Here is a 22,464-nt window from a genome sequence, read left to right as displayed (position 1 = left end):
ACCCGCCGTGACCGAGCCCCTCTCCGAGCACTCCGCGGACGTGATCGTCGTCGGGGCCGGTCCCGCCGGCTCGACCACTGCTTATTACCTGGCCAAGGCCGGACTTGACGTCCTGCTGCTGGAGAAGACCGCGTTCCCGCGCGAGAAGGTCTGCGGCGACGGCCTGACGCCGCGCGCCACGAAGCAGCTCGTGTCGATGGGCATCGACATTTCCGAAGAGGCCGGCTGGCTGCGCAACAAGGGCCTGCGCATCATCGGCGGCGGCCAGCGGCTCCAGCTGGACTGGCCGGAGCTGGCCTCCTTCCCCGACTACGGACTCGTCCGCAAGCGCGACGACTTCGACGAGACCCTGGCCCGCCAGGCGCAGAAGGCCGGTGCCCGGCTGTACGAGCGCTGCAACGTGGGCGAGCCCGTACGCGATCCCCGTACCGGCCACATCACCGGCGTGACGGCGAAGCTCGGCGAGGAGAAGACCCCGGTCACCTTCAGCGCCCCGCTGGTGGTCGCGGCCGACGGCAACTCCTCCCGGCTCTCCCTGGCGATGGGCCTGCACCGGCGCGAGGACCGTCCGATGGGCGTGGCCGTGCGGACGTACTTCACCTCGCCGCGCCACGACGACGACTACCTGGAGTCCTGGCTGGAGCTCTGGGACCGGCGCGGTGCCGAGGACCGGCTGCTGCCCGGCTACGGCTGGATCTTCGGCATGGGCGACGGCACCTCCAACGTCGGCCTCGGCATCCTCAACTCCTCCTCCGCCTTCAAGGAGCTGGACTGGCGCGAGGTCCTCAAGGCCTGGTGCGCCTCGATGCCGGAGGACTGGGGCTACACCCCCGAGAACATGACCCAGCCCATCCGGGGCGCGGCGCTGCCGATGGCCTTCAACCGCCAGCCGCACTACACCAAGGGGCTGCTGCTCGTCGGTGACGCGGGCGGGCTCGTCAACCCGTTCAACGGCGAGGGCATCGCCTACGCGATGGAGTCGGGCCAGATCGCCGCCGACGTCATCGTCCAGGCCCACTCCCGCGCCACCCCGGCCCTGCGCGAACTCACCCTGCACAGCTACCCGAAGGTCCTGAAGGAGACCTACGGCGGCTACTACACCCTGGGCCGCGCCTTCGTGAAGCTCATCGGCAACCCGAAGATCATGAAGATCGCCGCCCAGCGCGGACTGAGCCACCCGGTGCTGATGAAGTTCACCCTGAAGATGCTGGCCAACCTGACCGACCCGACGGGCGGCGACGCGATGGACCGCGTCATCAACGGCCTTTCGAAGGTCGCTCCCAAGGCCTGATCCTGCCCCTGATCCCGACCCGCGGGGCCCCGTACGCGATCCCGTCCGGGGCTCCGTCCGGGGCCTCCCGCTCGGGCTCGGGCGCGCCGTGGACCTGGCGGACGCAGCGGGCCAGCAGGACCAGGCCGCAGAGCATCAGGGTCCCCGACGCCGTCCACTCCAGGCTGAGCGCGAGCGGGGAGCCGGGCTTCTGCCAGGGGCGGGTGGTGGTCAGCAGCCAGCCGCCGAGGGACAGCATGCCGAGCCCGGCGGCGGCCGGGGCGGTGCCCGGACCGGAACACGGGGCTTCGCCGGATGGGCTGGTCGTCACGGATCACCGCTTCCTGGGGCGACTCGGGCGTGCTCGCCCCGGCCATCTTCGCAGGGCCCGGCCCGTTCGGCACCGGATGTCCGCCGGGCGGGACGGGGCGGCAAGTCGGTTTCCAGGCAAGAAGTTTGGCTGACCAGCAGGTGAGAAGGCCTTGTCCCGGTACCGGCCGGGCTGTTCAATTCCCGAGAATGAACAGGTCTTCCGGCATACGCCCGCGTCCGCTCGGCCGCGCCGCGCCCCGCCCCGCCCTCCGTGCCGCCCTTCGCCCCGCCCTCCCGGCCGCCGTCCTGCTGGCGCTGGTCCTGGCCGGCTGTTCGGATTCCGACGGCGGCGGCAGCGGCGGCGGCAGCGCGCAGGGGGAGCCGAAGCTCGGAGAGGTGGCGCTCGCCCCGCCCACCGCCTCGATCTCGCTGCCCCTGGACGCGTACACGGACACCGACGCCGAGACGGCCCGCATGGGACAGGTGCAGCAGCGGCTGCTCTCCCGGTGCATGGCCCGGTACGGGTTCCCGTACGAGGAGGTCAGGCCCTCCGGCGCGGCCGGCGCCCAGGGGCCCGAGGGGCGGCACCGGGCGCTCTTCGGGGTGGCCGACGCGGAGTTCGCGGCGGCCCACGGCTACGACACGACCGCGGGCAAGGGGCAGCCGGTCAAGCGACCGGCGGCACCGCTGAGCGAGAGCGCCACCCTGGTCATGCACGGCGAGCGGCCGGGCGGGCGGCAGGGCGCCGAGCAGCCCCCGGACGCCGCGACCGAGGAGGAGGCCGCGCAGGTGGACAGCGGCATCGACGTCTCGGGCCAGAAGGTGCCGGCCGGCGGGTGCATCCGGGAGGCGTACCGCAAGCTGTACGCGCCGACGAAGGGCAGCGTGGACCTGCTGTTCCCGTTCGGGCTGGCCTCGGAGGCGCACGAACGCTCCAAGGGGGACTCGCGGGTGGTCGCGGTGCTGAGGAACTGGTCCGCGTGCATGGAGAAGTCGGGGTACACGGGCCTGAAGGATCCCTACGAGGTCGTCCAGAAGCTCGGCCTGGAAGCCGATCCGGGCGGCCCCAAGGCCGTCGTCGCGGCCAAGGCCGACGTCGCCTGCAAGCGCGAGGTGAACCTCGTGGGCATCTGGGCCGCGGTGGAGAAGGCGTACCAGCAGCGGCTGGTGGAGGAGCAGGCCGAGACCCTCGCGCTGTACAAGAAGCAGCGCGAGGCCCGCTACAAGCTGGCGGCGGGGGTCATCTGAGCCGCGGGGCCCGTCAGGAGGGCCGGGGCAGGCAGTCGCGGTACGCGTCGCGGTGGTCCCGCTTGAGGGCCTGCCACTGCTCGGAGGTGCCGCCGTCCTTCTGCTGCACCTCGCCGGTGACCGGATCCGGGTCCGGATACCAGGAGATGCCCTTCTCCCGCATGCACGCGGAGGACTTGCGCGCGGAGGCGAGGTCCTGCGGGCTCGCCTGTACGGGGACGGGGGACGGGAGCAGCGACAGGCAGGCCTGCTGCGCCGGGGGGTACCGCGGGCTGTCCTTCTCCACGAAGTGCGGAGCCCCGTCGGTCCCGTAGGAGACGGTCATCCCGTGCTGCCGCATGCACGTGTAGAACGGCACGTCCGCCGCCGCGATCGAGGGTGAGGCGGTGGGCCCGGCCGCAACTCCGGACTTTCCGGTTCCGGAATTTCCCGCGGCTTCCCCGCCCGCGCATCCGGTCAGTACGAGGCATAAAAGGAGTGCCGAGGATATTTCGCGTACACGCACGAGGTGTTTCCCTTGCGGTCGGCGGAGTGGAAGGGCGCGCGTTGGTGCGGGAGGGAGAGGCCGGATGGCGACCGGATGGCGACTGGATAGCGGCGGAAAAGGGGCGGAAGGCCGCGGGAGAGCGTAATCGGGTGCCCGGAAAGCGGACAAGTCCGTTACCCGCCATGCTGGTTGTGGCCTGAACAGCCGAGAAGCCCCTTGCCCTGCCGTGCTCCGGAAGGTTTAATCCCGGCCGGAATCAATTTCCTGAAGATGGAGAAATCACCCATGAGTAAGACTCTTAACAAAATAGCCGCGGGCTGCGCCGCCGCGGTATCCGTCGGCGCCGTTCTGCTGGCTTCGGCCGCTCCGGCCGCCGCCAACACGGAACGCAACGGCTATCTGGAAACCAGCGAGTTCGGGCTTTACTACAACTCCAACCAAGGCGGTTGTGTCTTCGACCTGATGTCCTCGGACTGGAACTTCTACAACAACCTCTTCGTCGGGCCGGAGAACTGCGAGGGCCGGAACCGGGTGACGAACGACGACACCGCGTCCTACCGGAACCGCGACACGTACACCTGGAAGGTGGCCACCGAGGTGAACCTCACCGGTCTCATCGGTTCGCTCCCCCCGGGCTACGTGGGCAACGCCAGCGTCAACTTCAAGAACAAGATCACCTCGGCCACGTTCCTCGACTGACGGGGCCAAGGCGGCGCTCGACCCCCTCCGAGGCTCCGGGACCTCCCCCGGAGCCTCCGGGTGCCCCCAGGGAGCCTTCAGGACGCCGAAAGGCCGGTACTCCACCCCCGAGCGGGGGAGTACCGGCCTTTCGTGCGTCACCGGGAGCGGCCCGGGACTGCGGGGAGATGTCAGAGGACGCGAACGGCGCCCGTCGGCCTGTCGTAGCTCAGGGAGCGCTCGACGATGCCGGTGCTGGGGTTCTGCGCGCCGACGAACTTGCCGCCGCCGACGTAGACGGCGACGTGGTACGCGCTGCCCTTGGAGCCCCAGTACAGGATGTCGCCCGGCTGAAGGGCGCTCAGGGAGACCGAGGTGCCGGCCGAGGACTGCGCCTGCGACATGCGCGGCAGGCTGATGCCGGCCTGGCGGTACGCGGCCTGGACGAGGCCCGAGCAGTCGAACGAGGACGGGCCGGTGCCGCCCATGACGTAGGCCTTGCCGACCTGCGCGCGGGCGAAGTTGACGATGGCGGCGGCGGAGCCGGTCGCGGGGGCCGTGACGGTGCCCTTGCCCTGCGAGGAGCCCGCGGAGGAGTTCCCCTTCGGGGCGGAGGACGAGGAGGACCCGGAGTTGCTCTGGATCGAGGTGCGTTCCGTGCTGCGGCTGGCGCGCTCGGCCTCGGCCTTGCGGTCCGCCTCGGCCTTGGCCTTCGCCTCGGCCTCGGCGTCGGCCTTCTGCTGGGCGTCGGCCTTCAGCTGCTTGGCCTCGGCGGCGGCGCCCGTGCGGGCGGTCTCCTCCAGGGCGTTGAGCTCGCCGTCGACGGCGGCGGCGCGGGTGTTCTCCGCGGCCTTGGTGACGGACGAGGACACCTCGGCGGCCAGGTCCAGGTCGAGGACCGGCATTTCGAGGGTGGTCTCGTGCACGGGCTCGGCGGAGGGGGTGGCGCTCGCCGTGCCGGCCATGGCCAGGGTGCTGAGGACGCCACCGGCAACTCCGGCGCGGACCGCGAGCTTCGAGGCGCTGCGGCGGGGCTTCCGGTGGCTGGGTATGTGAGCGGTGAGGGACATGGGTACAACCGCTATCAGGGCACGCCGGTTCCCTTCAAGAAACGTGGTCTGCGCCACAGTTGTGCGCGAAGCGGGCTAACCGGGCGCGTCGGACCTCTTATTGACGCCGTAACGGGCGAATCGGACAGCCGTTCGCAGGGCTGTGATCATGGGGTATCCGTAATAAGTCCGAATTGATCCCGGGCCTACCATCCACCCGCACAGATGGCCAAGCCCCCTTTCGGTACCCCGAATTCCGAGTGGCACAGGTCACAGGAGTGTCACGCGATGCGGACGCTGTGGCCCTCCTGTGATCGAACCGTGAACGCGCCGAGGGCTCGGAGCCGGGCCGCGATCGATCCCGGGGCGTCTCGGGGTGACCTCTACTCCGACCTCTGCCCCGACTTCGTGAACGCATGCACGCGTCCACTCCCGTACGCGCGGCGTCCCCCGACCGGGGGACGCCGATCCCTTTATCATCACGCGCTTCCCCTCGCCAATTTGCGTGCAGAGGCCACGATTTGATAGTGCGACAGGCCTTCCACCTGCGACGACAGGTGCGGATGTCACCTTTGGTGATCATGTGGAAGCTTCACGTATGAAGATCACCACTCATTGGGCTTCATGATCGTTCGTCAGGTGGTGGAGATCACAAACTCGTTGTTGTAACCCGTGTCGCAGATCACAGATGGGCGGGCATAAGATGCGCACCAGTCCGGCTTGTGAACTGCCTCACATGCGAGGCGGGGCGCGCGGCGCCGGCAGCGGTCCAACGGTCAAGGACGACTGGAAGGAGCGAGGAGCGTGAATGCGTACGCGCCCATCCTCGTGCTCGGCGCCCTCGGCGCAGGGTTTGCGATCTTCTCCGTGGTCATGGCCACGCTGATCGGTCCAAAACGGTACAACCGGGCAAAACTTGAAGCGTACGAGTGCGGCATCGAGCCCACTCCCATGCCCGCCGGTGGCGGACGCTTCCCCATCAAGTACTACCTGACGGCGATGCTCTTCATCGTCTTCGACATCGAGGTTGTCTTCCTCTACCCCTGGGCGGTCACCTTCGACTCGCTGGGGATCTTCGGGCTCGTCGAGATGCTCCTCTTCGTGCTCACCGTCTTCGTCGCCTACGCCTACGTATGGCGCCGCGGCGGCCTGGAATGGGACTGAGGGGCTGAATTTTCCATGGGACTGGAAGAGAAGCTGCCGAGCGGCTTTCTGCTGACCACCGTCGAACAGGCCGCGGGATGGGTGCGCAAGGCGTCCGTCTTCCCGGCCACCTTCGGCCTGGCCTGCTGCGCGATCGAGATGATGACCACGGGAGCGGGCCGGTACGACCTGGCCCGCTTCGGCATGGAGGTCTTCCGCGGATCCCCGCGCCAGGCCGACCTGATGATCGTGGCCGGCCGGGTCAGCCAGAAGATGGCGCCGGTGCTGCGGCAGGTGTACGACCAGATGCCCGCTCCCAAGTGGGTCATCTCTATGGGTGTTTGTGCGTCTTCGGGCGGAATGTTCAACAACTACGCGATCGTCCAGGGCGTCGACCACATCGTCCCCGTGGACATCTACCTGCCCGGCTGCCCGCCCCGCCCCGAGATGCTGCTCGACGCGATCCTCAAGCTCCACCAGAAGATCCAGGGCGGCAAGCTCGGCGTGAACCGGGAAGAGGCGGCCCGCGAGGCGGAGGAGGCGGCCCTCAAGGCGCTCCCCACCATTGAGATGAAGGGGCTCCTGCGGTGAGCGAGGACCCGGCCGTGCACAGCGGCCCCCATGCCGGCGACGGCGACAACGTGCCCGCGCCCCGCGGAGCGGCCGGTCCCGAGGTGATCGGCGTCCGCAAGGGCATGTTCGGCGCCGGCGGTGGCGGCGACACCAGCGGCTACGGCGGCCTCGTGCGCACCGTGGCCCTGCCCGGCGCGAGCGCCCGCCCGTACGGCTCGTACTTCGACGAGGTCGTCGACGAGCTCGAAGGGGCGCTGGAGGAGCAGGACCTGCTCCCCGAGAACGCCATCGAGAAGGTCGTCGTCGACCGGGCGGAGCTGACCCTCCACATCGCGCGCGAGCACCTGCTCCTCGTGGCGAAGACCCTCCGCGACGACCCGGCCCTGCGCTTCGAGCTCTGCACCGGAGTGAGCGGGGTGCACTTCCCGGACGACAAGGGCCGCGAGCTGCACGCCGTCTACCACCTGCGCTCGCTCACCCACGGCCGGATCCTGCGGCTGGAGGTGACCGCCCCGGACGCCGACCCGCACGTGCCCTCGATCGTCTCGGTCTACCCGACCAACGACTGGCACGAGCGCGAGACGTACGACTTCTTCGGCCTGGTCTTCGACGGGCACCCGGCCCTCACGCGGATCATGATGCCGGACGACTGGCAGGGCTTCCCGCAGCGCAAGGACTACCCGCTCGGCGGCATCGCCATCGAGTACAAGGGCGCCCAGATCCCGGCTCCCGACCAGCGGAGGTCGTACAGCTGATGAACACCCAGAAGGATTCGAACCACGCCTCCGCCCGCGAGACGACCGAGGGCACCGTCTACACCGTCACCGGCGGCGACTGGGACGAGGTCGTCCAGTCGGCGGCCCGCGCGGACGACGAGCGGATCGTCGTCAACATGGGCCCCCAGCACCCGTCCACCCACGGAGTGCTCCGCCTGATCCTGGAGATCGACGGCGAGACGGTCACCGAGGCCCGCTGCGGCATCGGCTACCTCCACACCGGCATCGAGAAGAACCTCGAGTACCGGAACTGGACGCAGGGCACCACCTTCGTGACGCGCATGGACTACCTGACGCCGTTCTTCAACGAGACGGCGTACTGCCTGGGCGTCGAGAAGCTGCTCGGCATCACCGACCAGATCCCGGACCGCGCCTCCGTCATCCGCGTCCTGCTGATGGAGCTCAACCGGCTCTCCTCCCACCTGGTGTGCATCGCCACCGGCGGCATGGAGCTGGGCGCGACCACGATCATGATCTACGGGTTCCGCGACCGCGAGCTGATCCTCGACGTGTTCGAGCTGATCACCGGCCTGCGCATGAACCACGCGTTCATCCGCCCCGGCGGTCTCGCCCAGGACCTTCCCCCGGGCGCCGTGGACCAGCTCCGCGAGTTCGTGAAGACCATGAAGAAGAACCTGCCGGAGTACGACAGCCTCGCCACCGGCAACCCCATCTTCAAGGCCCGCATGCAGGACGTCGGCTACCTCGACCTCACCGGCTGCATGGCGCTCGGCGCCACCGGCCCGGTCCTGCGCTCGGCCGGCCTCCCGCACGACCTGCGCAAGACGGACCCGTACTGCGGCTACGAGAACTACGAGTTCGACGTGCCGACCACCGAGTCCTGCGACTCCTACGGGCGGTTCCTGATCCGCCTGGAGGAGATGCGCCAGTCCCTGCGGATCGTCGAGCAGTGCCTGGACCGGCTGGAGCCGGGCCCGGTCATGGTCGCCGACAAGAAGATCGCCTGGCCGGCGCAGCTCGCCATGGGCCCCGACGGCCTCGGCAACTCGCTCGACCACATCAAGCAGATCATGGGCACCTCCATGGAGTCCCTCATCCACCACTTCAAGCTGGTGACCGAGGGCTTCCGGGTACCGGCCGGCCAGGCCTACGCGGCCGTGGAGTCGCCCAAGGGCGAGCTCGGCGTGCACGTGGTCTCCGACGGCGGCACCCGCCCCTACCGGGTCCACTTCCGCGACCCGTCCTTCACCAACCTGCAGGCCATGGCGGCGATGTGCGAGGGCGGCCAGGTCGCCGACGTCATCGTGGCCGTCGCCTCCATCGACCCCGTGATGGGAGGCGTCGACCGATGACGGCCAATCAGCCCGTATCAGGGGTGAGCCTGGGCATGCCCCAGCTTCCGGCACCCGACTTCGCGGCGGACGTGCGCGCCCGGCTCGAAGCGGACGCGAAGGAGGTCATCGCCCGCTACCCCGACAGCCGCTCCGCGCTGCTGCCGCTGCTCCACCTCATCCAGTCGCAGGAGGGCTACGTCTCGCGCACCGGCATCCGGTTCTGCGCCGAGGTGCTGGGCCTGACCACCGCCGAGGTCACGGCCGTGGCGACCTTCTACACGATGTACCGGCGCAAGCCCTCCGGGGACTACCAGGTCGGTGTCTGTACGAACACCCTGTGCGCGGTCATGGGCGGCGACGCCATCTTCGACGAGCTCAAGGAACACCTCGGGGTCGGCAACAACGAGACCACCGCCGACGGAAAGGTCACCCTCGAGCACATCGAGTGCAACGCGGCCTGCGACTACGCCCCCGTGGTGATGGTCAACTGGGAGTTCTTCGACAACCAGACCCCCGAGTCCGCCAAGGCCATGGTGGACGACCTGCTGGCCGGCCGCCCCGTCGAGCCGACCCGGGGCGCGCCGCTGTGCACGTACAAGGAGACCGCCCGGATCCTGGCGGGCTTCCCCGACGAGCGCGAGGGCGCGGTCGAGGCGAGCGGCGGCGCCGGCCACGCCTCCCTGATCGGCCTGCGCATCGCGCGCGGCGAAGCCCCGCACGCCCCGATCGTGCACCCGCGCGGCGAGGCCACCATCGAGGGAGGGGAGTGATGACCGTGTCCACTGAACTGAGTAAGAACGGCACGAGTCCGGAGAAGCTCCTCGCACCCGTCCTGTCGGCCTTCTGGGACGAGCCGCGGTCGTGGACGCTGGAGACCTACCGGCGCCACGAGGGGTACGAGGGCCTGCGCAAGGCGCTCGCCATGACCCCCGACGACCTCATCGCCTACGTGAAGGACTCCGGTCTGCGCGGACGCGGCGGCGCGGGCTTCCCCACCGGCATGAAGTGGCAGTTCATCCCGCAGGGCGACGGCAAGCCGCACTACCTCGTGGTGAACGCGGACGAGTCGGAGCCGGGCACCTGCAAGGACATCCCGCTCCTCTTCGCGAACCCGCACTCCCTCATCGAGGGAATGATCATCGCCTGCTACGCGATCCGCTCGGAGCACGCCTTCATCTACCTGCGCGGCGAGACCGTGCCGGTCCTGCGGCGCCTGCACGAGGCGGTCCGCGAGGCGTACGAGGCCGGGTACCTCGGGGAAGACATCCTCGGCAGCGGACTCAAGCTCGACATCACCGTGCACGCGGGCGCGGGCGCCTACATCTGCGGCGAGGAAACGGCCCTCCTGGACTCCCTCGAAGGCCGCCGCGGCCAGCCCCGGCTGCGTCCGCCCTTCCCCGCGGTCGAGGGACTCTACGCCTGCCCCACCGTGGTGAACAACGTGGAGTCCATCGCCTCGGTTCCCGCGATCCTGAACAAGGGCAAGGACTGGTTCAAGTCGATGGGGACCGAGAAGTCCCCCGGCTTCACCCTGTACTCGCTCTCCGGGCACGTGGTCGGCCCCGGCCAGTACGAGGCCCCGCTCGGGATCACCCTGCGCCAGCTCCTCGACATGAGCGGCGGCATGCGCCCCGGGCACCGGCTGAAGTTCTGGACCCCGGGCGGCTCCTCCACCCCGATGTTCACCGAGGAGCACCTCGACGTCCCCCTCGACTACGAGGGCGTCGGCGCGGCCGGCTCCATGCTGGGCACCAAGGCCCTGCAGTGCTTCGACGAGACGACCTGCGTGGTGCGGGCGGTGACCCGCTGGACCGAGTTCTACGCCCACGAGTCCTGCGGCAAGTGCACGCCCTGCCGCGAAGGCACGTACTGGCTGGTCCAGTTGCTCCGCGACATCGAAGCGGGCAAGGGGGTCATGTCCGACCTCGACAAGCTCAACGACATCGCCGACAACATCAACGGCAAGTCGTTCTGCGCGCTCGGCGACGGTGCCGCCAGCCCCATCTTCTCCTCGCTCAAGTACTTCCGCGCGGAGTACGAGCAGCACATCACGGGCAAGGGCTGCCCCTTCGACCCCAAGAAGTCGACCCTCTGGGCCGACACGGAGGTGACCGCATGACCGTACTGCAATCGTCTAGCGGCTCTGCCGCGGGCAACGGCACCTCCGGCGGCGGAGAGGCCGCGGTCCCGCCCGTGGACCAGATCTCCCTGACCATCGACGGCATCGAACTGTCGGTGCCCAAGGGGACCCTGGTCATCCGGGCCGCCGAACAGCTCGGCATCGAGATCCCCCGGTTCTGCGACCACCCCCTCCTCTCGCCGGCCGGCGCCTGCCGCCAGTGCATCGTCGAGGTCGAGGGCCAGCGCAAGCCGATGGCCTCCTGCACCATCACCTGCACCGACGGCATGGTCGTCAAGACCCAGCTGACCTCCCCGGTCGCCGACAAGGCCCAGCGCGGGGTGATGGAGCTGCTGCTCATCAACCACCCGCTGGACTGCCCGGTCTGCGACAAGGGCGGCGAATGCCCGCTGCAGAACCAGGCCATGTCCCACGGCAACGCCGAATCGCGTTTCGAGGGCAAGAAGCGCACCTACGAGAAGCCGGTCCCGATCTCCACCCAGGTGCTCCTGGACCGCGAGCGCTGCGTGCTCTGCGCCCGCTGCACCCGCTTCTCCAACGAGATCGCCGGCGACCCGATGATCGAGCTCCTGGAGCGCGGCGCGCTCCAGCAGGTCGGCACCGGCGAGGACGACCCCTTCGAGTCGTACTTCTCCGGCAACACCATCCAGATCTGCCCGGTCGGCGCCCTCACCTCGGCCGCCTACCGCTTCCGCTCCCGCCCCTTCGACCTCGTCTCCTCCCCGAGCGTGTGCGAGCACTGCGCGGGCGGCTGCGCGACGCGCACCGACCACCGCCGCGGCAAGGTGCTGCGCCGGCTGGCCGCGGAGGACCCCGAGGTCAACGAGGAGTGGATCTGCGACAAGGGCCGCTTCGGGTTCCGCTACGCGCAGCGCCCCGACCGGCTCACCACCCCCCTGGTCCGCGGCAGCGACGGGGTCCTGGCCCCGGCCAGCTGGCCCGAGGCCCTGGAGGCCGCCGCCAACGGGCTCGCCGCCGCGCGCGGCCGGGCCGGAGTGCTGACCGGCGGACGCCTCACCGTCGAGGACGCCTACGCGTACGCCAAGTTCGCCCGGGTCGTGCTCGACACCAACGACATCGACTTCCGTGCCCGCGTGCACAGCGCGGAGGAGACCGAGTTCCTGGCCTCCTCCGTCGCCGGCATCGGCAAGGACCTCGACGGGCACGGCGTCACCAACGCCTCCCTGGAGGCGGCCCCGGCCGTGCTCCTCGTCGGCATCGAGGCCGAGGAGGAGGCCCCCGGGGTCTTCCTGCGGCTGCGCAAGGCCCACCGCAAGCACAAGCAGCGGACCTTCGCCCTCGCCCCGTTCGCCACCCGCGGCCTGGAGAAGGCGGGCGGCACCCTGCTGGCCGCCGCCCCCGGCACCGAGCCCGAGTGGCTCAACGCCCTGGCCTCGCAGGCCGGGCTGGAGGACGGCGGCCAGGCCGCCGCCGACGCGCTGCGCCTGCCCGGCGCCGTCATCGTGGTCGGGGAGCGCCTCGCGGGCGTGCCCGGCGCGCTGACCGCGGCCGTCCGGGCCGCCTCCGCGAGCGGCGCCACCCTGGTGTGGATCCCGCGCCGGGCCGGAGAGCGGGCCGCCGTCGAGGCGGGCGCGCTGCCGTCCCTGCTGCCGGGCGCCCGCCCGGCCACCGACCCGCGCGCCCGCGACGAGGTCGCGGCCGCCTGGGGCCTGGACGAGCTCCCGCACCGCTACGGCCGCGACACCGGCCAGATCGTCGAGGCCGCGGCGACCCGCGAACTCTCGGCCCTGCTGGTCGCGGGCGTCGAGCTCGCCGACCTGCCGGACCCGGCCCGCGCGAAGCTCGCGCTCCAGGAGGCCTTCGTGGTCTCCCTGGAACTGCGGCCCGGCGAGGTCACCGACCTCGCGGACGTGGTCTTCCCGGTCGCGGCCGTCGCCGAGAAGCCCGGCGCGTTCATCAACTGGGAGGGCAGGGTCCGGCCGTTCGAGGCGGCGCTCAAGCCCGAGCAGATGACCCGCCGGCTCGCCCCCGCCGACTCCCGCGTGCTGCACATGCTGGCCGACGCGGCCGACCGGCCGATCGCGCTGCCCGACGTACACGCCGTACGCCGGGAGCTCGACGGGCTCGGCCCGTGGGCCGGAGAGCGTTCCGAGGGACGGCCCGGGGACCGGGCGCTGCTGCCCCGTCCCGGCGCGGGCGAGGCGGTCCTCGCGGGCCACCGGCTCCTCCTGGACCAGGGTCTGCTCCAGGAAGGCGACGAGGCCCTGGCCGGCACCCGGCACGAGGCGAGCGCCCGCCTGTCGGCCGCCACCGCCGCCGAGACCGGCGTCAAGAGCGGCGACGTCCTCGCGGTGACCGGCCCCGCCGGCTCCGTAGAACTGCCGCTGCGCGTCACCGAGATGCCCGACCGGGTGGTCTGGCTCCCGATGAACTCCACCGGCTCCGGGGTCCTCGCCGACACCGGAGCCCGCCCGGGGGAGCTGGTCCGCATCGGCCCGGCCACCCCCGCCGACACCAGCGACTCCCCTGCGGAGGTGGGCGCGTGAACACCGTTCAGATCGCCGCCGAAGACCTCTCCCTGTTCGGCAGGGACGTCTGGTGGCTCGTCGTCGTCAAGGCGGTGTTCTGCTTCGCCTTCCTGATGGTCACCGTGCTCTTCTCCATCGTGTGGGAGCGCAAGGTCGTCGCCTGGATGCAGCTGCGCATCGGCCCCAACCGGCACGGCCCCTGGGGCATGCTCCAGTCGCTCGCCGACGGCGTGAAGCTGATGCTGAAGGAAGACCTGATCGTCAAGCGGGCCGACAAGGTCGTCTACGTCCTGGCCCCGATCATCGCGGCGATCCCGGCCTTCATGGCCATCGCGGTGATCCCCTTCGGCCCCTCGGGCAACGAGGTCTCCATCTTCGGCCAGCGCACCACGATGCAGCTGACCGACCTGCCGATCGCGATGCTCTACATCCTCGCGGTGGCCTCGGTCGGCATCTACGGCATCGTCCTGGCGGGCTGGTCCTCCGGCTCCACGTACCCGCTCCTCGGCGGTCTGCGCTCCTGCGCGCAGATGATCTCCTACGAGATCGCGATGGGCGCGGCCTTCGCCTCGGTCTTCCTCTACTCCGGGTCGATGTCTACCTCGGCGATCGTCGAGGCCCAGGCGGACCGCTGGTACATCATCCTGCTGCCGGTCTCCTTCATCATCTACGTCATCACGATGGTCGGCGAGACGAACCGCGCCCCCTTCGACATGCCGGAGTCCGAGGGCGACCTGGTCGGCGGCTTCAACACCGAGTACTCCTCCATCAAGTTCGCGCTGTTCATGCTCGCCGAGTACGTCAACATGGTCACCGTCTCCGCGGTCTCCGCCACCCTGTTCCTGGGCGGCTGGCGGGCCCCGGCGCCGATCTCCACGTACTGGGAGGGCGCGAACCACGGCTGGTGGCCGATGCTCTGGTTCGTCCTGAAGGTCCAGCTGCTCCTCTTCTTCTTCATCTGGCTGCGCGGCACGCTCCCGCGCGTGCGCTACGACCAGCTGATGAAGCTCGGCTGGAAGGTACTGATCCCGGTCTCCGTGGTGTGGCTGATGCTGGTCGCCACCGTCCGGGCGCTGCGCAACGAGAACTACGACTTCCAGGAGATCGTGCTCTACGTCGGCGGCGGGGTCATCGCGCTCCTGCTGCTGTCCTTCGTCGCGGACCTGTTCCGCGACAAGAAGGAGAAGACGGCCCTCGCGGACGCCGAACAGGCGGCCGCCGCCGAACCCTTCGACCCCCTGGCGGGCGGATTCCCCGTACCGCCCAAGCCCGGCCAGCACCTGGCACCCGTACCGCGCAGGCGGCCCCGCAGTGAGCGGGAGCTCATTGTCAGTGGCGCGGCGAATACTGACAGTGACCGAGAGGAGGGTGCTGAAAATGTCTGACAAGTCTGACGCCGAGCAGGGCGAGAAGTGGCAGAACCCGGTGGCCGGCTTCGGCGTGACCTTCAAGGCCATGTTCAAGAAGCGCCTCACCGAGCAGTACCCGGAGCAGGAAAAGACCACCGCACCCCGCTTCCACGGGCGGCACCAGCTCAACCGCCACCCGGACGGTCTGGAGAAGTGCATCGGGTGCGAACTGTGCGCCTGGGCCTGTCCCGCCGACGCGATCTACGTCGAGGGCGCGGACAACACCGAGGAGGAGCGCTACTCCCCGGGTGAGCGGTACGGCCGGGTCTACCAGATCAACTACGCCCGCTGCATCCTGTGCGGGCTGTGCGTCGAGGCGTGCCCGACCAGGGCGCTGACCATGACGAACGAGTTCGAACTGGCCGACTCCAGCCGCGAAGCGCTCATCTACACCAAGGAGCAGCTGCTCTCCGGGCTCACCGAGGGCATGGTCGAGGCACCGCACTCGATCTTCCCGGGCACCGACGACACGGACTACTACCGCGGGCTGGTGACCGGGGCGGCTCCCGGCACGGTCCGCCAGGTGGCCGTGTCCAAGGGCGAGACCGCGGCCTCCGAGGACGCTTCCGAGGGGGTGGGGGCATGAGCGCACTCGCGGCAGCCGCCACCCTCACCTCCACCGGTGAGGCCGTGCAGTTCTGGGTCCTCGGCACGGTCGCCGTCATCGGCGCGCTGGCCACGATCCTGATGAAGAAGTCCGTGCACAGCGCGCTGAGCCTCGCCGGGACGATGATCATCCTGGCGGTCTTCTACCTCGCCAACGGCGCGTACTTCCTCGGCATCGTCCAGGTCGTCGTCTACACCGGCGCGATCATGATGCTCTTCCTCTTCGTCGTCATGCTCGTCGGCGTCACCGCCGCGGACTCGCTGACCGAGACCATCAAGGGGCAGCGCTGGCTGGCCGCCCTGTGCGGGCTCGGCTTCGGCATCCTGCTGATCGCCGGCATCTCCAACGCCAAGCTCACCCACTTCAACGGACTCGGCCGGATCAACTCCGGCGGGCACGTCGAGGGCCTGGCCACGCTGATCTTCACCAAGTACGTGTTCGCCTTCGAGATCACCGGCGCCCTGCTGATCACCGCGGCCGTCGGCGCGATGGTGCTCACCCACCGCGAGCGCACCGAGCGGGCCGCCACCCAGCGCGAGCTCGCCGAGCGCCGCGTGCGCGCGGGCGTCCAGCTCCCGCCGCTGCCCGCACCCGGCGTCTACGCCCGGCACAACGCCGTGGACGTCGCGGGCCTGCTGCCGGACGGCACCCCCTCCGAGCTCACCGTCAACCAGACGCTGCGCGCCCGCGGCCAGATCAGGGACGTCTCCGGCAAGGCCCTGGACGACCTGAAGGCCCTGGAGCAGCGGTCGTCCGAGCGGCTCGGCCGCGACGGCCTCGACCACGACGCCCTCGGCCACGACGCCCGTGAGGAGGCCTCGAAGTGAACCCGGTCAACTACCTGTACCTGTCCGCGCTGCTGTTCACCATCGGGGCGGCCGGAGTACTGATCCGGAAGAACGCGATCGTGCTGTTCATGTGCGTGGAGCTCATGCTCAACGCCTGCAACCTCGCCTTCGTGACCTTCTCCCGGATGCACGGCAACCTCGACGGCCAGATCATCGCGTTCTTCACGATGGTCGTCGCCGCCGCCGAGGTCGTGGTGGGCCTCGCGATCATCGTGTCGCTGTTCCGTACCCGCCACTCGGCCTCGGTCGACGACGCCAGCCTGATGAAGCTGTAAGGGGTCGCTGTGGAGAACATGATCGCGCTGCTGGTAGCAGCGCCCCTGCTCGGAGCGGCGGTGCTGCTCTGCGGCGGCCGCCGGCTCGACAAGACCGGCCACTGGATCGGCACCCTGTTCGCCGCCGCCTCCTTCGGCATCGGCCTCACCCTCTTCGCCGACATGCTCGGCAAGACCGCCGAGGAACGGACCTTCCACCAGCGGCTGTTCAGCTGGATCCCGGTGGAGGGCTTCCAGGCCGACATCGGCTTCCAGCTCGACCAGCTGTCGATGACCTTCGTCCTGCTGATCTCCGGGGTGGGCACGCTCATCCACGTGTACTCCATCGGGTACATGGAGCACGACGAGCGTCGCCGCCGCTTCTTCGGCTACCTCAACCTCTTCGTCGCCGCGATGCTGCTCCTGGTCATCGCCGACAACTACCTCCTGCTGTACGTCGGCTGGGAGGGCGTGGGCCTCGCCTCGTACCTCCTGATCGGCTTCTGGCAGCACAAGCCCAGCGCGGCCACCGCCGCGAAGAAGGCCTTCCTGGTCAACCGGGTCGGCGACATGGGCCTTTCGATCGCCATCATGCTGATGTTCACCACCTTCGGCACCTTCGCCTTCGGCCCGGTCCTCGGCTCGGTGTCCGAGGCCGGCGAGGGCAAGCTGACGGCGATCGCCCTGATGCTGCTGCTCGCCGCGTGCGGCAAGTCGGCCCAGGTGCCGCTGCAGTCCTGGCTCGGCGACGCGATGGAGGGCCCGACCCCGGTCTCGGCCCTCATCCACGCGGCGACCATGGTCACCGCCGGCGTCTACCTGATCGTCCGCTCGGGCGCCATCTTCAACGGGGCGCCGGACGCGCAGACCGCGGTCGTCGTGGTCGGCGCGGTCACGCTCCTCTTCGGTGCGATCGTCGGTTGCGCCAAGGACGACATCAAGAAGGCCCTCGCCGGCTCGACGATGTCGCAGATCGGCTACATGATCCTGGCGGCCGGCCTCGGCCCCATCGGGTACGTGTTCGCGATCATGCACCTGGTCACGCACGGCTTCTTCAAGGCGGGCCTCTTCCTCGGCGCCGGTTCCGTGATGCACGGGATGAACGACGAGGTCGACATGCGCAAATACGGAGCCTTGCGGAAGTACATGCCGGTCACCTTCGTCACCTTCGGCCTCGGCTACCTCGCCATCATCGGCTTCCCGGGACTGTCGGGCTTCTTCTCCAAGGACCTGATCATCGAGGCCGCCTTCGCCAAGGGGGGCACCCAGGGCTGGATCCTCGGAGGGGTCACCCTCCTCGGCGCGGCGATCACCGCCTTCTACATGACCCGCGTCATGCTCCTCACCTTCTTCGGCGAGAAGCGCTGGCAGGCAGACGCGGAGGGCCACGCCCCGCACCCGCACGAGTCCCCGAAGTCCATGACCATCCCGATGATCATCCTGGCCTTCGGCTCGGTCTTCGCGGGCGGCTTCTTCGGCATCGGCGACCGCTTCCTGAAGTGGCTGGAGCCCGTCACCGGACACCAGCACGGACACCCGCCGATCAGCGCCACGACGGTCACCGCGGCCACCATGGTGGTCCTCGCCATCGGCGTCGCCATCGCCTGGGTGATGTACGGCAGGAAGCCCGTCCCGGTCGTCGCCCCGCGCGGCTCGCTCCTCACCCGGGCGGCCCGACGGGATCTCTACCAGGACGACTTCAACCACGTGGTCCTGGTCCGCGGCGGGGAGCACCTGACCCGCTCCCTCGTCTACGTCGACCACAGCCTGGTCGACGGCGTGGTCAACGGGACGGCCGCCGGAGTCGGCGGACTGTCGGGCCGGCTGCGCAAGCTGCAGAACGGCTACGCCCGCAGCTACGCGGTCTCGATGTTCGGGGGCACGGCGATCCTGATCGCCGCGACCCTGCTGATGAGGGCGGTGTGAGATGAGTTTCCCGCTTCTGACGGTGACGGCCGCGGTCCCCGCGGTCGGTGCGATCCTGACGGCGGCCGTCCCGGCCGCCCGCCGGACCGCCGCCAAATGGCTCGCCCTGCTCTTCTCGGTGGCGACCCTGGCCCTGGCCGTGCTCGTCGCGGTCCGCTTCGATCCCGGTGGCGACCGCTACCAGCTCACCGAATCGCACGCCTGGATCGCCGACTTCGGCGTCCGCTACGAACTGGGCGTCGACGGCATCGGGGTGGTGCTGATCGCACTCACCGCGCTGCTGATCCCCTTCGTGATCGCGGCCGGCTGGCACGACGCCGACCCGCTGGAGACCTCTTCCTCCCGCTGGCGGCCGACCCAGGGCTTCTTCGCCCTGATCCTGCTGGTCGAGGCGATGGTGATCATCTCCTTCGAGGCCACCGACGTCTTCCTCTTCTACATCTTCTTCGAAGCCATGCTCATCCCGATGTACTTCCTCATCGGCGGCTTCGGCGACCGGGCACACTCCGGGTCCGACGAGAACGCGGCCGCGCAGCGCTCGTACGCGGCGGTCAAGTTCCTCCTCTACAACCTGGTCGGCGGCCTGATCATGCTGGCCGCCGTCATCGGGCTCTACGTGGTCGCCGGGAACTTCTCGCTCCAGGAGATCACCGCCGCCCGCGCCGCGGGCACGCTCGACATGGCGACCAACACCGAGCGGATGCTGTTCCTCGGCTTCTTCTTCGCCTTCGCGGTGAAGGCCCCGCTGTGGCCGCTGCACACCTGGCTGCCGAACGCGATGGGTGAGGCCACGGCCCCGGTCGCCGTCCTGATCACCGCGGTCGTCGACAAGGTCGGCACCTTCGCGATGCTGCGCTTCTGCCTCGGGCTCTTCCCCGAGGCCAGCAAGTGGGCCACGCCGGTGATCCTGGTCCTGGCCCTGATCAGCATCGTCTACGGCGCACTGGTCGCGGTCGGCCAGCGGGACATCAAGCGGCTGGTGGCGTACGCCTCCATCTCGCACTTCGGCTTCATCATCCTGGGCATCTTCGCGATGACCTCCCAGGGCCAGTCCGGCGCCACCCTCTACATGGTCAACCACGGGCTCTCGACGGCGGCGCTCATGCTGGTCGCCGGCTTCCTGATCTCGCGGCGCGGCTCCCGGCTCATCGCCGACTACGGCGGCGTGCAGAAGGTGGCCCCGGTCCTGGCCGGCACCTTCCTGATCGGCGGCCTGGCCACGCTCTCGCTCCCCGGCCTCGCCCCGTTCGTCAGTGAATTCCTGGTCCTGGTCGGCACGTTCGCCCGGTACCCGGTCGTCGGCATCATCGCCACCTTCGGCATCGTGCTGGCGGCGCTCTACACGCTGGTCCTCTACCAGCGCACCATGACCGGCCCCCTCAAGGAGGAGGTCCGCACCATGCCGGACCTGCGCCTGCGGGAGGTCCTGGTGGTCGCCCCGCTGATCGCGCTGCTGATCGGTCTGGGCGTCTACCCGAAGGTCCTGACCGACATCGTCAACCCGGCGGTGAAGCACACCATGTCGGACGTCAAGCAGACCGACCCGAAGCCCGAGGTGGCTGTCGAGGCGAAGCCCGCCAACGAGAGCGAGGGGGCGAAGTGAGCACACTGACTGCCGCAGCCCAGAACCTGCTGCCGAACCTGGCGGCCGCGGCGCCGATCGACAAGATCCCGGCCCCGCACATCGAGTACGCCCAGCTGTCGCCCACGCTCATCGTGCTGGGCGCGGCGATCATCGGAGTCCTCGTAGAGGCCTTCGTACCGCGCAAGGGCCGTTACTACACGCAGGTGTTCCTCGCCGTGGCCGCGCTGGCCTCGGCCTTCGCGGCGGTCGTCGGGCTCGCCGCCGGCGGGTACGGCAGCTCCAAGGCGCACATCGCGGCCATGGGCGCCGTGGCCGTCGACGGACCGGCGCTCTTCCTCCAGGGCACCATCATCCTGGCCTCGGTCGTCGCCATCTTCACCTTCGCCGAGCGGCGCCTGGACCCGGCCGCCCACGGCAACCGGGTGGACTCCTTCGCCGCGCAGGCGGCGTCCGTACCGGGCAGCGAGAGCGAGAAGGAAGCCGTCAAGGCGGGCTTCACCACCACCGAGGTCTTCCCGCTGGCCCTGTTCGCGGTCGCCGGCATGCTGATCTTCCCCGCGGCCAACGACCTGCTGACGCTGTTCGTGGCCCTGGAGGTCTTCTCCCTCCCGCTGTACCTGCTCTGCGCCGTCGCCCGCCGACAGCGGCTGATGTCGCAGGAGGCGGCCGTCAAGTACTTCCTGCTCGGCGCCTTCTCCTCCGCCTTCCTCCTCTTCGGCATCGCGCTCGTCTACGGGTACGCGGGCTCGGTCTCCTACGCGGCGATCGCGGAGGTCGTCGACGGCACCGTGGCGAACATCGACCCGGCGCTCGCCGACACCATGGGCAACGACGCGCTGCTGCTGATCGGCGGCGCGCTGATCCTGATGGGCCTGCTCTTCAAGGTCGGCGCGGTCCCCTTCCACATGTGGACCCCGGACGTCTACCAGGGCGCCCCCACCCCGGTCACCGGCTTCATGGCGGCGGCGACGAAGGTGGCCGCCTTCGGCGCCCTCCTGCGTCTGCTCTACGTCGTCCTCCCGGGCCTGCGGTGGGACTGGCGGCCGGTCATGTGGGGCGTGGCCATCGTGACGATGCTGGCGGGCGCGATCATCGCGGTCACCCAGACCGACGTGAAGCGGCTCCTCGCCTACTCCTCGATCGCGCACGCTGGCTTCATCCTGGCCGGTGTGATCGCCACCTCGGAGCAGGGCGTCAAGTCCGTCCTCTTCTACCTGGCCGCGTACTCCTTCGTGACGATCGGCGCCTTCGCGGTGGTCACGCTGGTGCGCGACGCGGGCGGCGAGGCGACACACCTGTCCAAGTGGGCGGGCCTCGGGCGTCGTTCGCCCCTCACCGCGGCGGTCTTCGCGGTCTTCCTGCTCGCCTTCGCGGGCATCCCGCTCACCTCCGGCTTCGCCGGCAAGTTCGCCGTGTTCCAGGCGGCGGCGGAGGGCGGCGCGGGAGCGCTGGTCGTGGTCGGTGTCATCTCGTCCGCGATCGCCGCGTTCTTCTACATCCGGGTGATCGTCCTGATGTTCTTCAGCGAGCCGAAGGCGGACGGCCCCACGGTCGCCGTCCCGTCCCCGCTGACGATGACGACGATCGCGGTGGGCGTCGCGGTCACGGTGGTACTGGGCGTGGCCCCGCAGTACTTCCTGGACCTGGCGGGCAGCGCGAGCACGTTCGTGCGCTGACCTGACCGTACGAAGTACGGTCTGGGGCCCGGCTTCCCCTTCACTGGGGGGCCGGGCCCTTTGCCGTGCGAGGGGTTACTCGGGGCGTCGCCGCTTCGGTGTGATCGCGTCCAGGTCCAGATCGATGGGGAAGGGGACGGATACCTTCAGACGATCGTGGAAGATGCCGGTGGCGACGTATTTCCGGGTGGCGGGATCGAGTTCGTAGACGTAGACCACGGCCCGGCCTTCCTTGTTTTCCACCCTCCAGAAGTGGAGGATTCCTGCCTTGGCGTACTTCAACGGCTTCGTTTCGCGGTCACGCCCGATGGAGTCGGGGGAGACCACTTCGATGGCGAGAACCACGGCCTCGGCAGGGAAGCGCGTCTGTTCCAGAGCGTCGACGACATTCGCGCGCACGACGACGACATCCGGCTCGGGCCGATTCAGTTTGTCGATGTCGATGGTGAATTCGCGGAAGACCTCGAAGTCGTCAGGGGCCACCGATTGCAGTTGCCACTTGCACAAGTCGATGGCCCGCTCGTGGAAGACGCTCTGCGGACTCACGAAAACCAGGCTCCCGTCGATCAGCTCCGTGTGCGGAGGCAGATTCGGAAGCGTGTCCAGGTCGTCCGCGGTCCAGCCGCCTGCCGGCGGGATCGGCCAGCGGGGCCCCGGATCCGGTTCAGGCTGTGGCGCTGCGGATTCGACGCTCATCAG

Annotated in this window: 21 protein-coding genes; 17 read left to right on the top strand and 4 right to left on the bottom strand. The window is 69.6% G+C overall.

The features are described from left to right. Positions 1 to 7 precede the first annotated feature (7 nt). Entirely contained in the window at positions 8 to 1,291 is a 1,284-nt protein-coding gene (locus tag OG730_RS17860) for a geranylgeranyl reductase family protein (protein WP_243339952.1), read from the top strand. Here OG730_RS17860 and OG730_RS17855 read toward each other — a convergent pair. Further along, positions 1,257 to 1,601: a hypothetical protein gene (locus OG730_RS17855; RefSeq protein ID WP_327305164.1), complete on the bottom strand. Its 345-nt coding sequence runs from the start codon at positions 1,599 to 1,601 to the stop codon at positions 1,257 to 1,259. The genes OG730_RS17860 and OG730_RS17855 overlap by 35 nt on opposite strands. A 188-nt stretch (positions 1,602 to 1,789) precedes the next feature. Between OG730_RS17855 and OG730_RS17850 the strand changes: the two genes are divergently transcribed. Then, the gene (locus OG730_RS17850; protein ID WP_327305163.1) at positions 1,790 to 2,830 is read left to right on the top strand and encodes a hypothetical protein; all 1,041 of its coding nucleotides are present in this window, start codon (positions 1,790 to 1,792) and stop codon (positions 2,828 to 2,830) included. A gap of 13 nt (positions 2,831 to 2,843) precedes the next feature. Here OG730_RS17850 and OG730_RS17845 read toward each other — a convergent pair whose 3' ends face one another. Then, on the bottom strand, positions 2,844 to 3,188 hold the full coding sequence (locus OG730_RS17845) for a hypothetical protein (RefSeq protein WP_327305162.1): 345 nt from the start codon (positions 3,186 to 3,188) through the stop codon (positions 2,844 to 2,846). Between the two features lie 414 nt (positions 3,189 to 3,602). Between OG730_RS17845 and OG730_RS17840 the strand changes: the two genes are divergently transcribed. Continuing rightward, complete coding sequence (locus OG730_RS17840; protein ID WP_327305161.1) at positions 3,603 to 4,016, top strand: hypothetical protein; 414 nt, start codon at positions 3,603 to 3,605, stop codon at positions 4,014 to 4,016. A gap of 170 nt (positions 4,017 to 4,186) precedes the next feature. On the opposite strand, the gene OG730_RS17835 is transcribed toward OG730_RS17840, so the two are convergent. Beyond that, positions 4,187 to 5,065 (bottom strand): C40 family peptidase, encoded by an 879-nt coding sequence (locus OG730_RS17835; RefSeq protein WP_327305160.1) that lies wholly within the window; start codon positions 5,063 to 5,065, stop codon positions 4,187 to 4,189. Between the two features lie 783 nt (positions 5,066 to 5,848). On the opposite strand from OG730_RS17835, the gene OG730_RS17830 reads away from it, so the two are divergent. Genes OG730_RS17830 through nuoN form a run of 14 tightly spaced genes read left to right on the top strand, consistent with a single transcriptional unit; the run spans position 5,849 to position 21,765 of the window. After that, the gene (locus tag OG730_RS17830; RefSeq protein ID WP_030010013.1) at positions 5,849 to 6,208 is read left to right on the top strand and encodes an NADH-quinone oxidoreductase subunit A; all 360 of its coding nucleotides are present in this window, start codon (positions 5,849 to 5,851) and stop codon (positions 6,206 to 6,208) included. A gap of 15 nt (positions 6,209 to 6,223) precedes the next feature. Further along, positions 6,224 to 6,778 carry a NuoB/complex I 20 kDa subunit family protein gene (locus tag OG730_RS17825; protein WP_243339941.1) on the top strand — a complete coding sequence of 185 codons (555 nt, stop codon included), beginning with the start codon at positions 6,224 to 6,226 and terminating at the stop codon, positions 6,776 to 6,778. Beyond that, on the top strand, positions 6,775 to 7,515 hold the full coding sequence (locus OG730_RS17820) for an NADH-quinone oxidoreductase subunit C (protein WP_327305159.1): 741 nt from the start codon (positions 6,775 to 6,777) through the stop codon (positions 7,513 to 7,515). Before OG730_RS17825 ends, OG730_RS17820 begins: the two co-directional genes overlap by 4 nt. Beyond that, positions 7,515 to 8,849 (top strand): NADH-quinone oxidoreductase subunit D, encoded by a 1,335-nt coding sequence (locus OG730_RS17815; RefSeq protein ID WP_327305158.1) that lies wholly within the window; start codon positions 7,515 to 7,517, stop codon positions 8,847 to 8,849. The genes OG730_RS17820 and OG730_RS17815 overlap by 1 nt, the downstream gene beginning before the upstream one ends. After that, complete coding sequence (nuoE, locus tag OG730_RS17810) at positions 8,846 to 9,601, top strand: NADH-quinone oxidoreductase subunit NuoE (protein WP_442814945.1); 756 nt, start codon at positions 8,846 to 8,848, stop codon at positions 9,599 to 9,601. The genes OG730_RS17815 and nuoE overlap by 4 nt, the downstream gene beginning before the upstream one ends. After that, positions 9,601 to 10,950, top strand: coding sequence for an NADH-quinone oxidoreductase subunit NuoF (gene nuoF / locus OG730_RS17805; RefSeq protein WP_327305156.1), 1,350 nt, complete (start codon positions 9,601 to 9,603; stop codon positions 10,948 to 10,950). Before nuoE ends, nuoF begins: the two co-directional genes overlap by 1 nt. Next, entirely contained in the window at positions 10,947 to 13,478 is a 2,532-nt protein-coding gene (locus OG730_RS17800; RefSeq protein ID WP_327305155.1) for an NADH-quinone oxidoreductase subunit G, read from the top strand. Before nuoF ends, OG730_RS17800 begins: the two co-directional genes overlap by 4 nt. Beyond that, on the top strand, positions 13,475 to 14,845 hold the full coding sequence (gene nuoH / locus OG730_RS17795; RefSeq protein WP_327305154.1) for an NADH-quinone oxidoreductase subunit NuoH: 1,371 nt from the start codon (positions 13,475 to 13,477) through the stop codon (positions 14,843 to 14,845). Before OG730_RS17800 ends, nuoH begins: the two co-directional genes overlap by 4 nt. Further along, positions 14,838 to 15,455, top strand: a complete 618-nt coding sequence (gene nuoI, locus OG730_RS17790) for an NADH-quinone oxidoreductase subunit NuoI (protein WP_327305153.1) — start codon at positions 14,838 to 14,840, stop codon at positions 15,453 to 15,455. Before nuoH ends, nuoI begins: the two co-directional genes overlap by 8 nt. After that, positions 15,452 to 16,303, top strand: coding sequence for an NADH-quinone oxidoreductase subunit J (locus OG730_RS17785; RefSeq protein ID WP_327305152.1), 852 nt, complete (start codon positions 15,452 to 15,454; stop codon positions 16,301 to 16,303). Before nuoI ends, OG730_RS17785 begins: the two co-directional genes overlap by 4 nt. Then, the gene (gene nuoK, locus OG730_RS17780) at positions 16,300 to 16,599 is read left to right on the top strand and encodes an NADH-quinone oxidoreductase subunit NuoK (RefSeq protein WP_112449176.1); all 300 of its coding nucleotides are present in this window, start codon (positions 16,300 to 16,302) and stop codon (positions 16,597 to 16,599) included. The genes OG730_RS17785 and nuoK overlap by 4 nt, the downstream gene beginning before the upstream one ends. Before the next feature lie 9 nt (positions 16,600 to 16,608). After that, entirely contained in the window at positions 16,609 to 18,504 is a 1,896-nt protein-coding gene (gene nuoL / locus OG730_RS17775; RefSeq protein ID WP_327305151.1) for an NADH-quinone oxidoreductase subunit L, read from the top strand. A gap of 1 nt (position 18,505) precedes the next feature. Beyond that, positions 18,506 to 20,107 (top strand): NADH-quinone oxidoreductase subunit M, encoded by a 1,602-nt coding sequence (locus tag OG730_RS17770; protein ID WP_327305150.1) that lies wholly within the window; start codon positions 18,506 to 18,508, stop codon positions 20,105 to 20,107. 38 nt (positions 20,108 to 20,145) lie between these two features. Continuing rightward, positions 20,146 to 21,765, top strand: coding sequence for an NADH-quinone oxidoreductase subunit NuoN (gene nuoN, locus OG730_RS17765; protein ID WP_442815199.1), 1,620 nt, complete (start codon positions 20,146 to 20,148; stop codon positions 21,763 to 21,765). 75 nt (positions 21,766 to 21,840) lie between these two features. On the opposite strand, the gene OG730_RS17760 is transcribed toward nuoN, so the two are convergent. After that, the gene (locus OG730_RS17760; protein WP_327305149.1) at positions 21,841 to 22,461 is read right to left on the bottom strand and encodes a Uma2 family endonuclease; all 621 of its coding nucleotides are present in this window, start codon (positions 22,459 to 22,461) and stop codon (positions 21,841 to 21,843) included. Positions 22,462 to 22,464: the final 3 nt, after the last annotated feature.

Origin of the sequence: Streptomyces sp. NBC_01298, from assembly GCF_035978755.1 — a bacterium.
In the GTDB taxonomy this organism is placed as follows: Bacteria; Actinomycetota; Actinomycetes; order Streptomycetales; family Streptomycetaceae; genus Streptomyces.
This window is presented reverse-complemented; position numbering and strand designations above follow the sequence as displayed.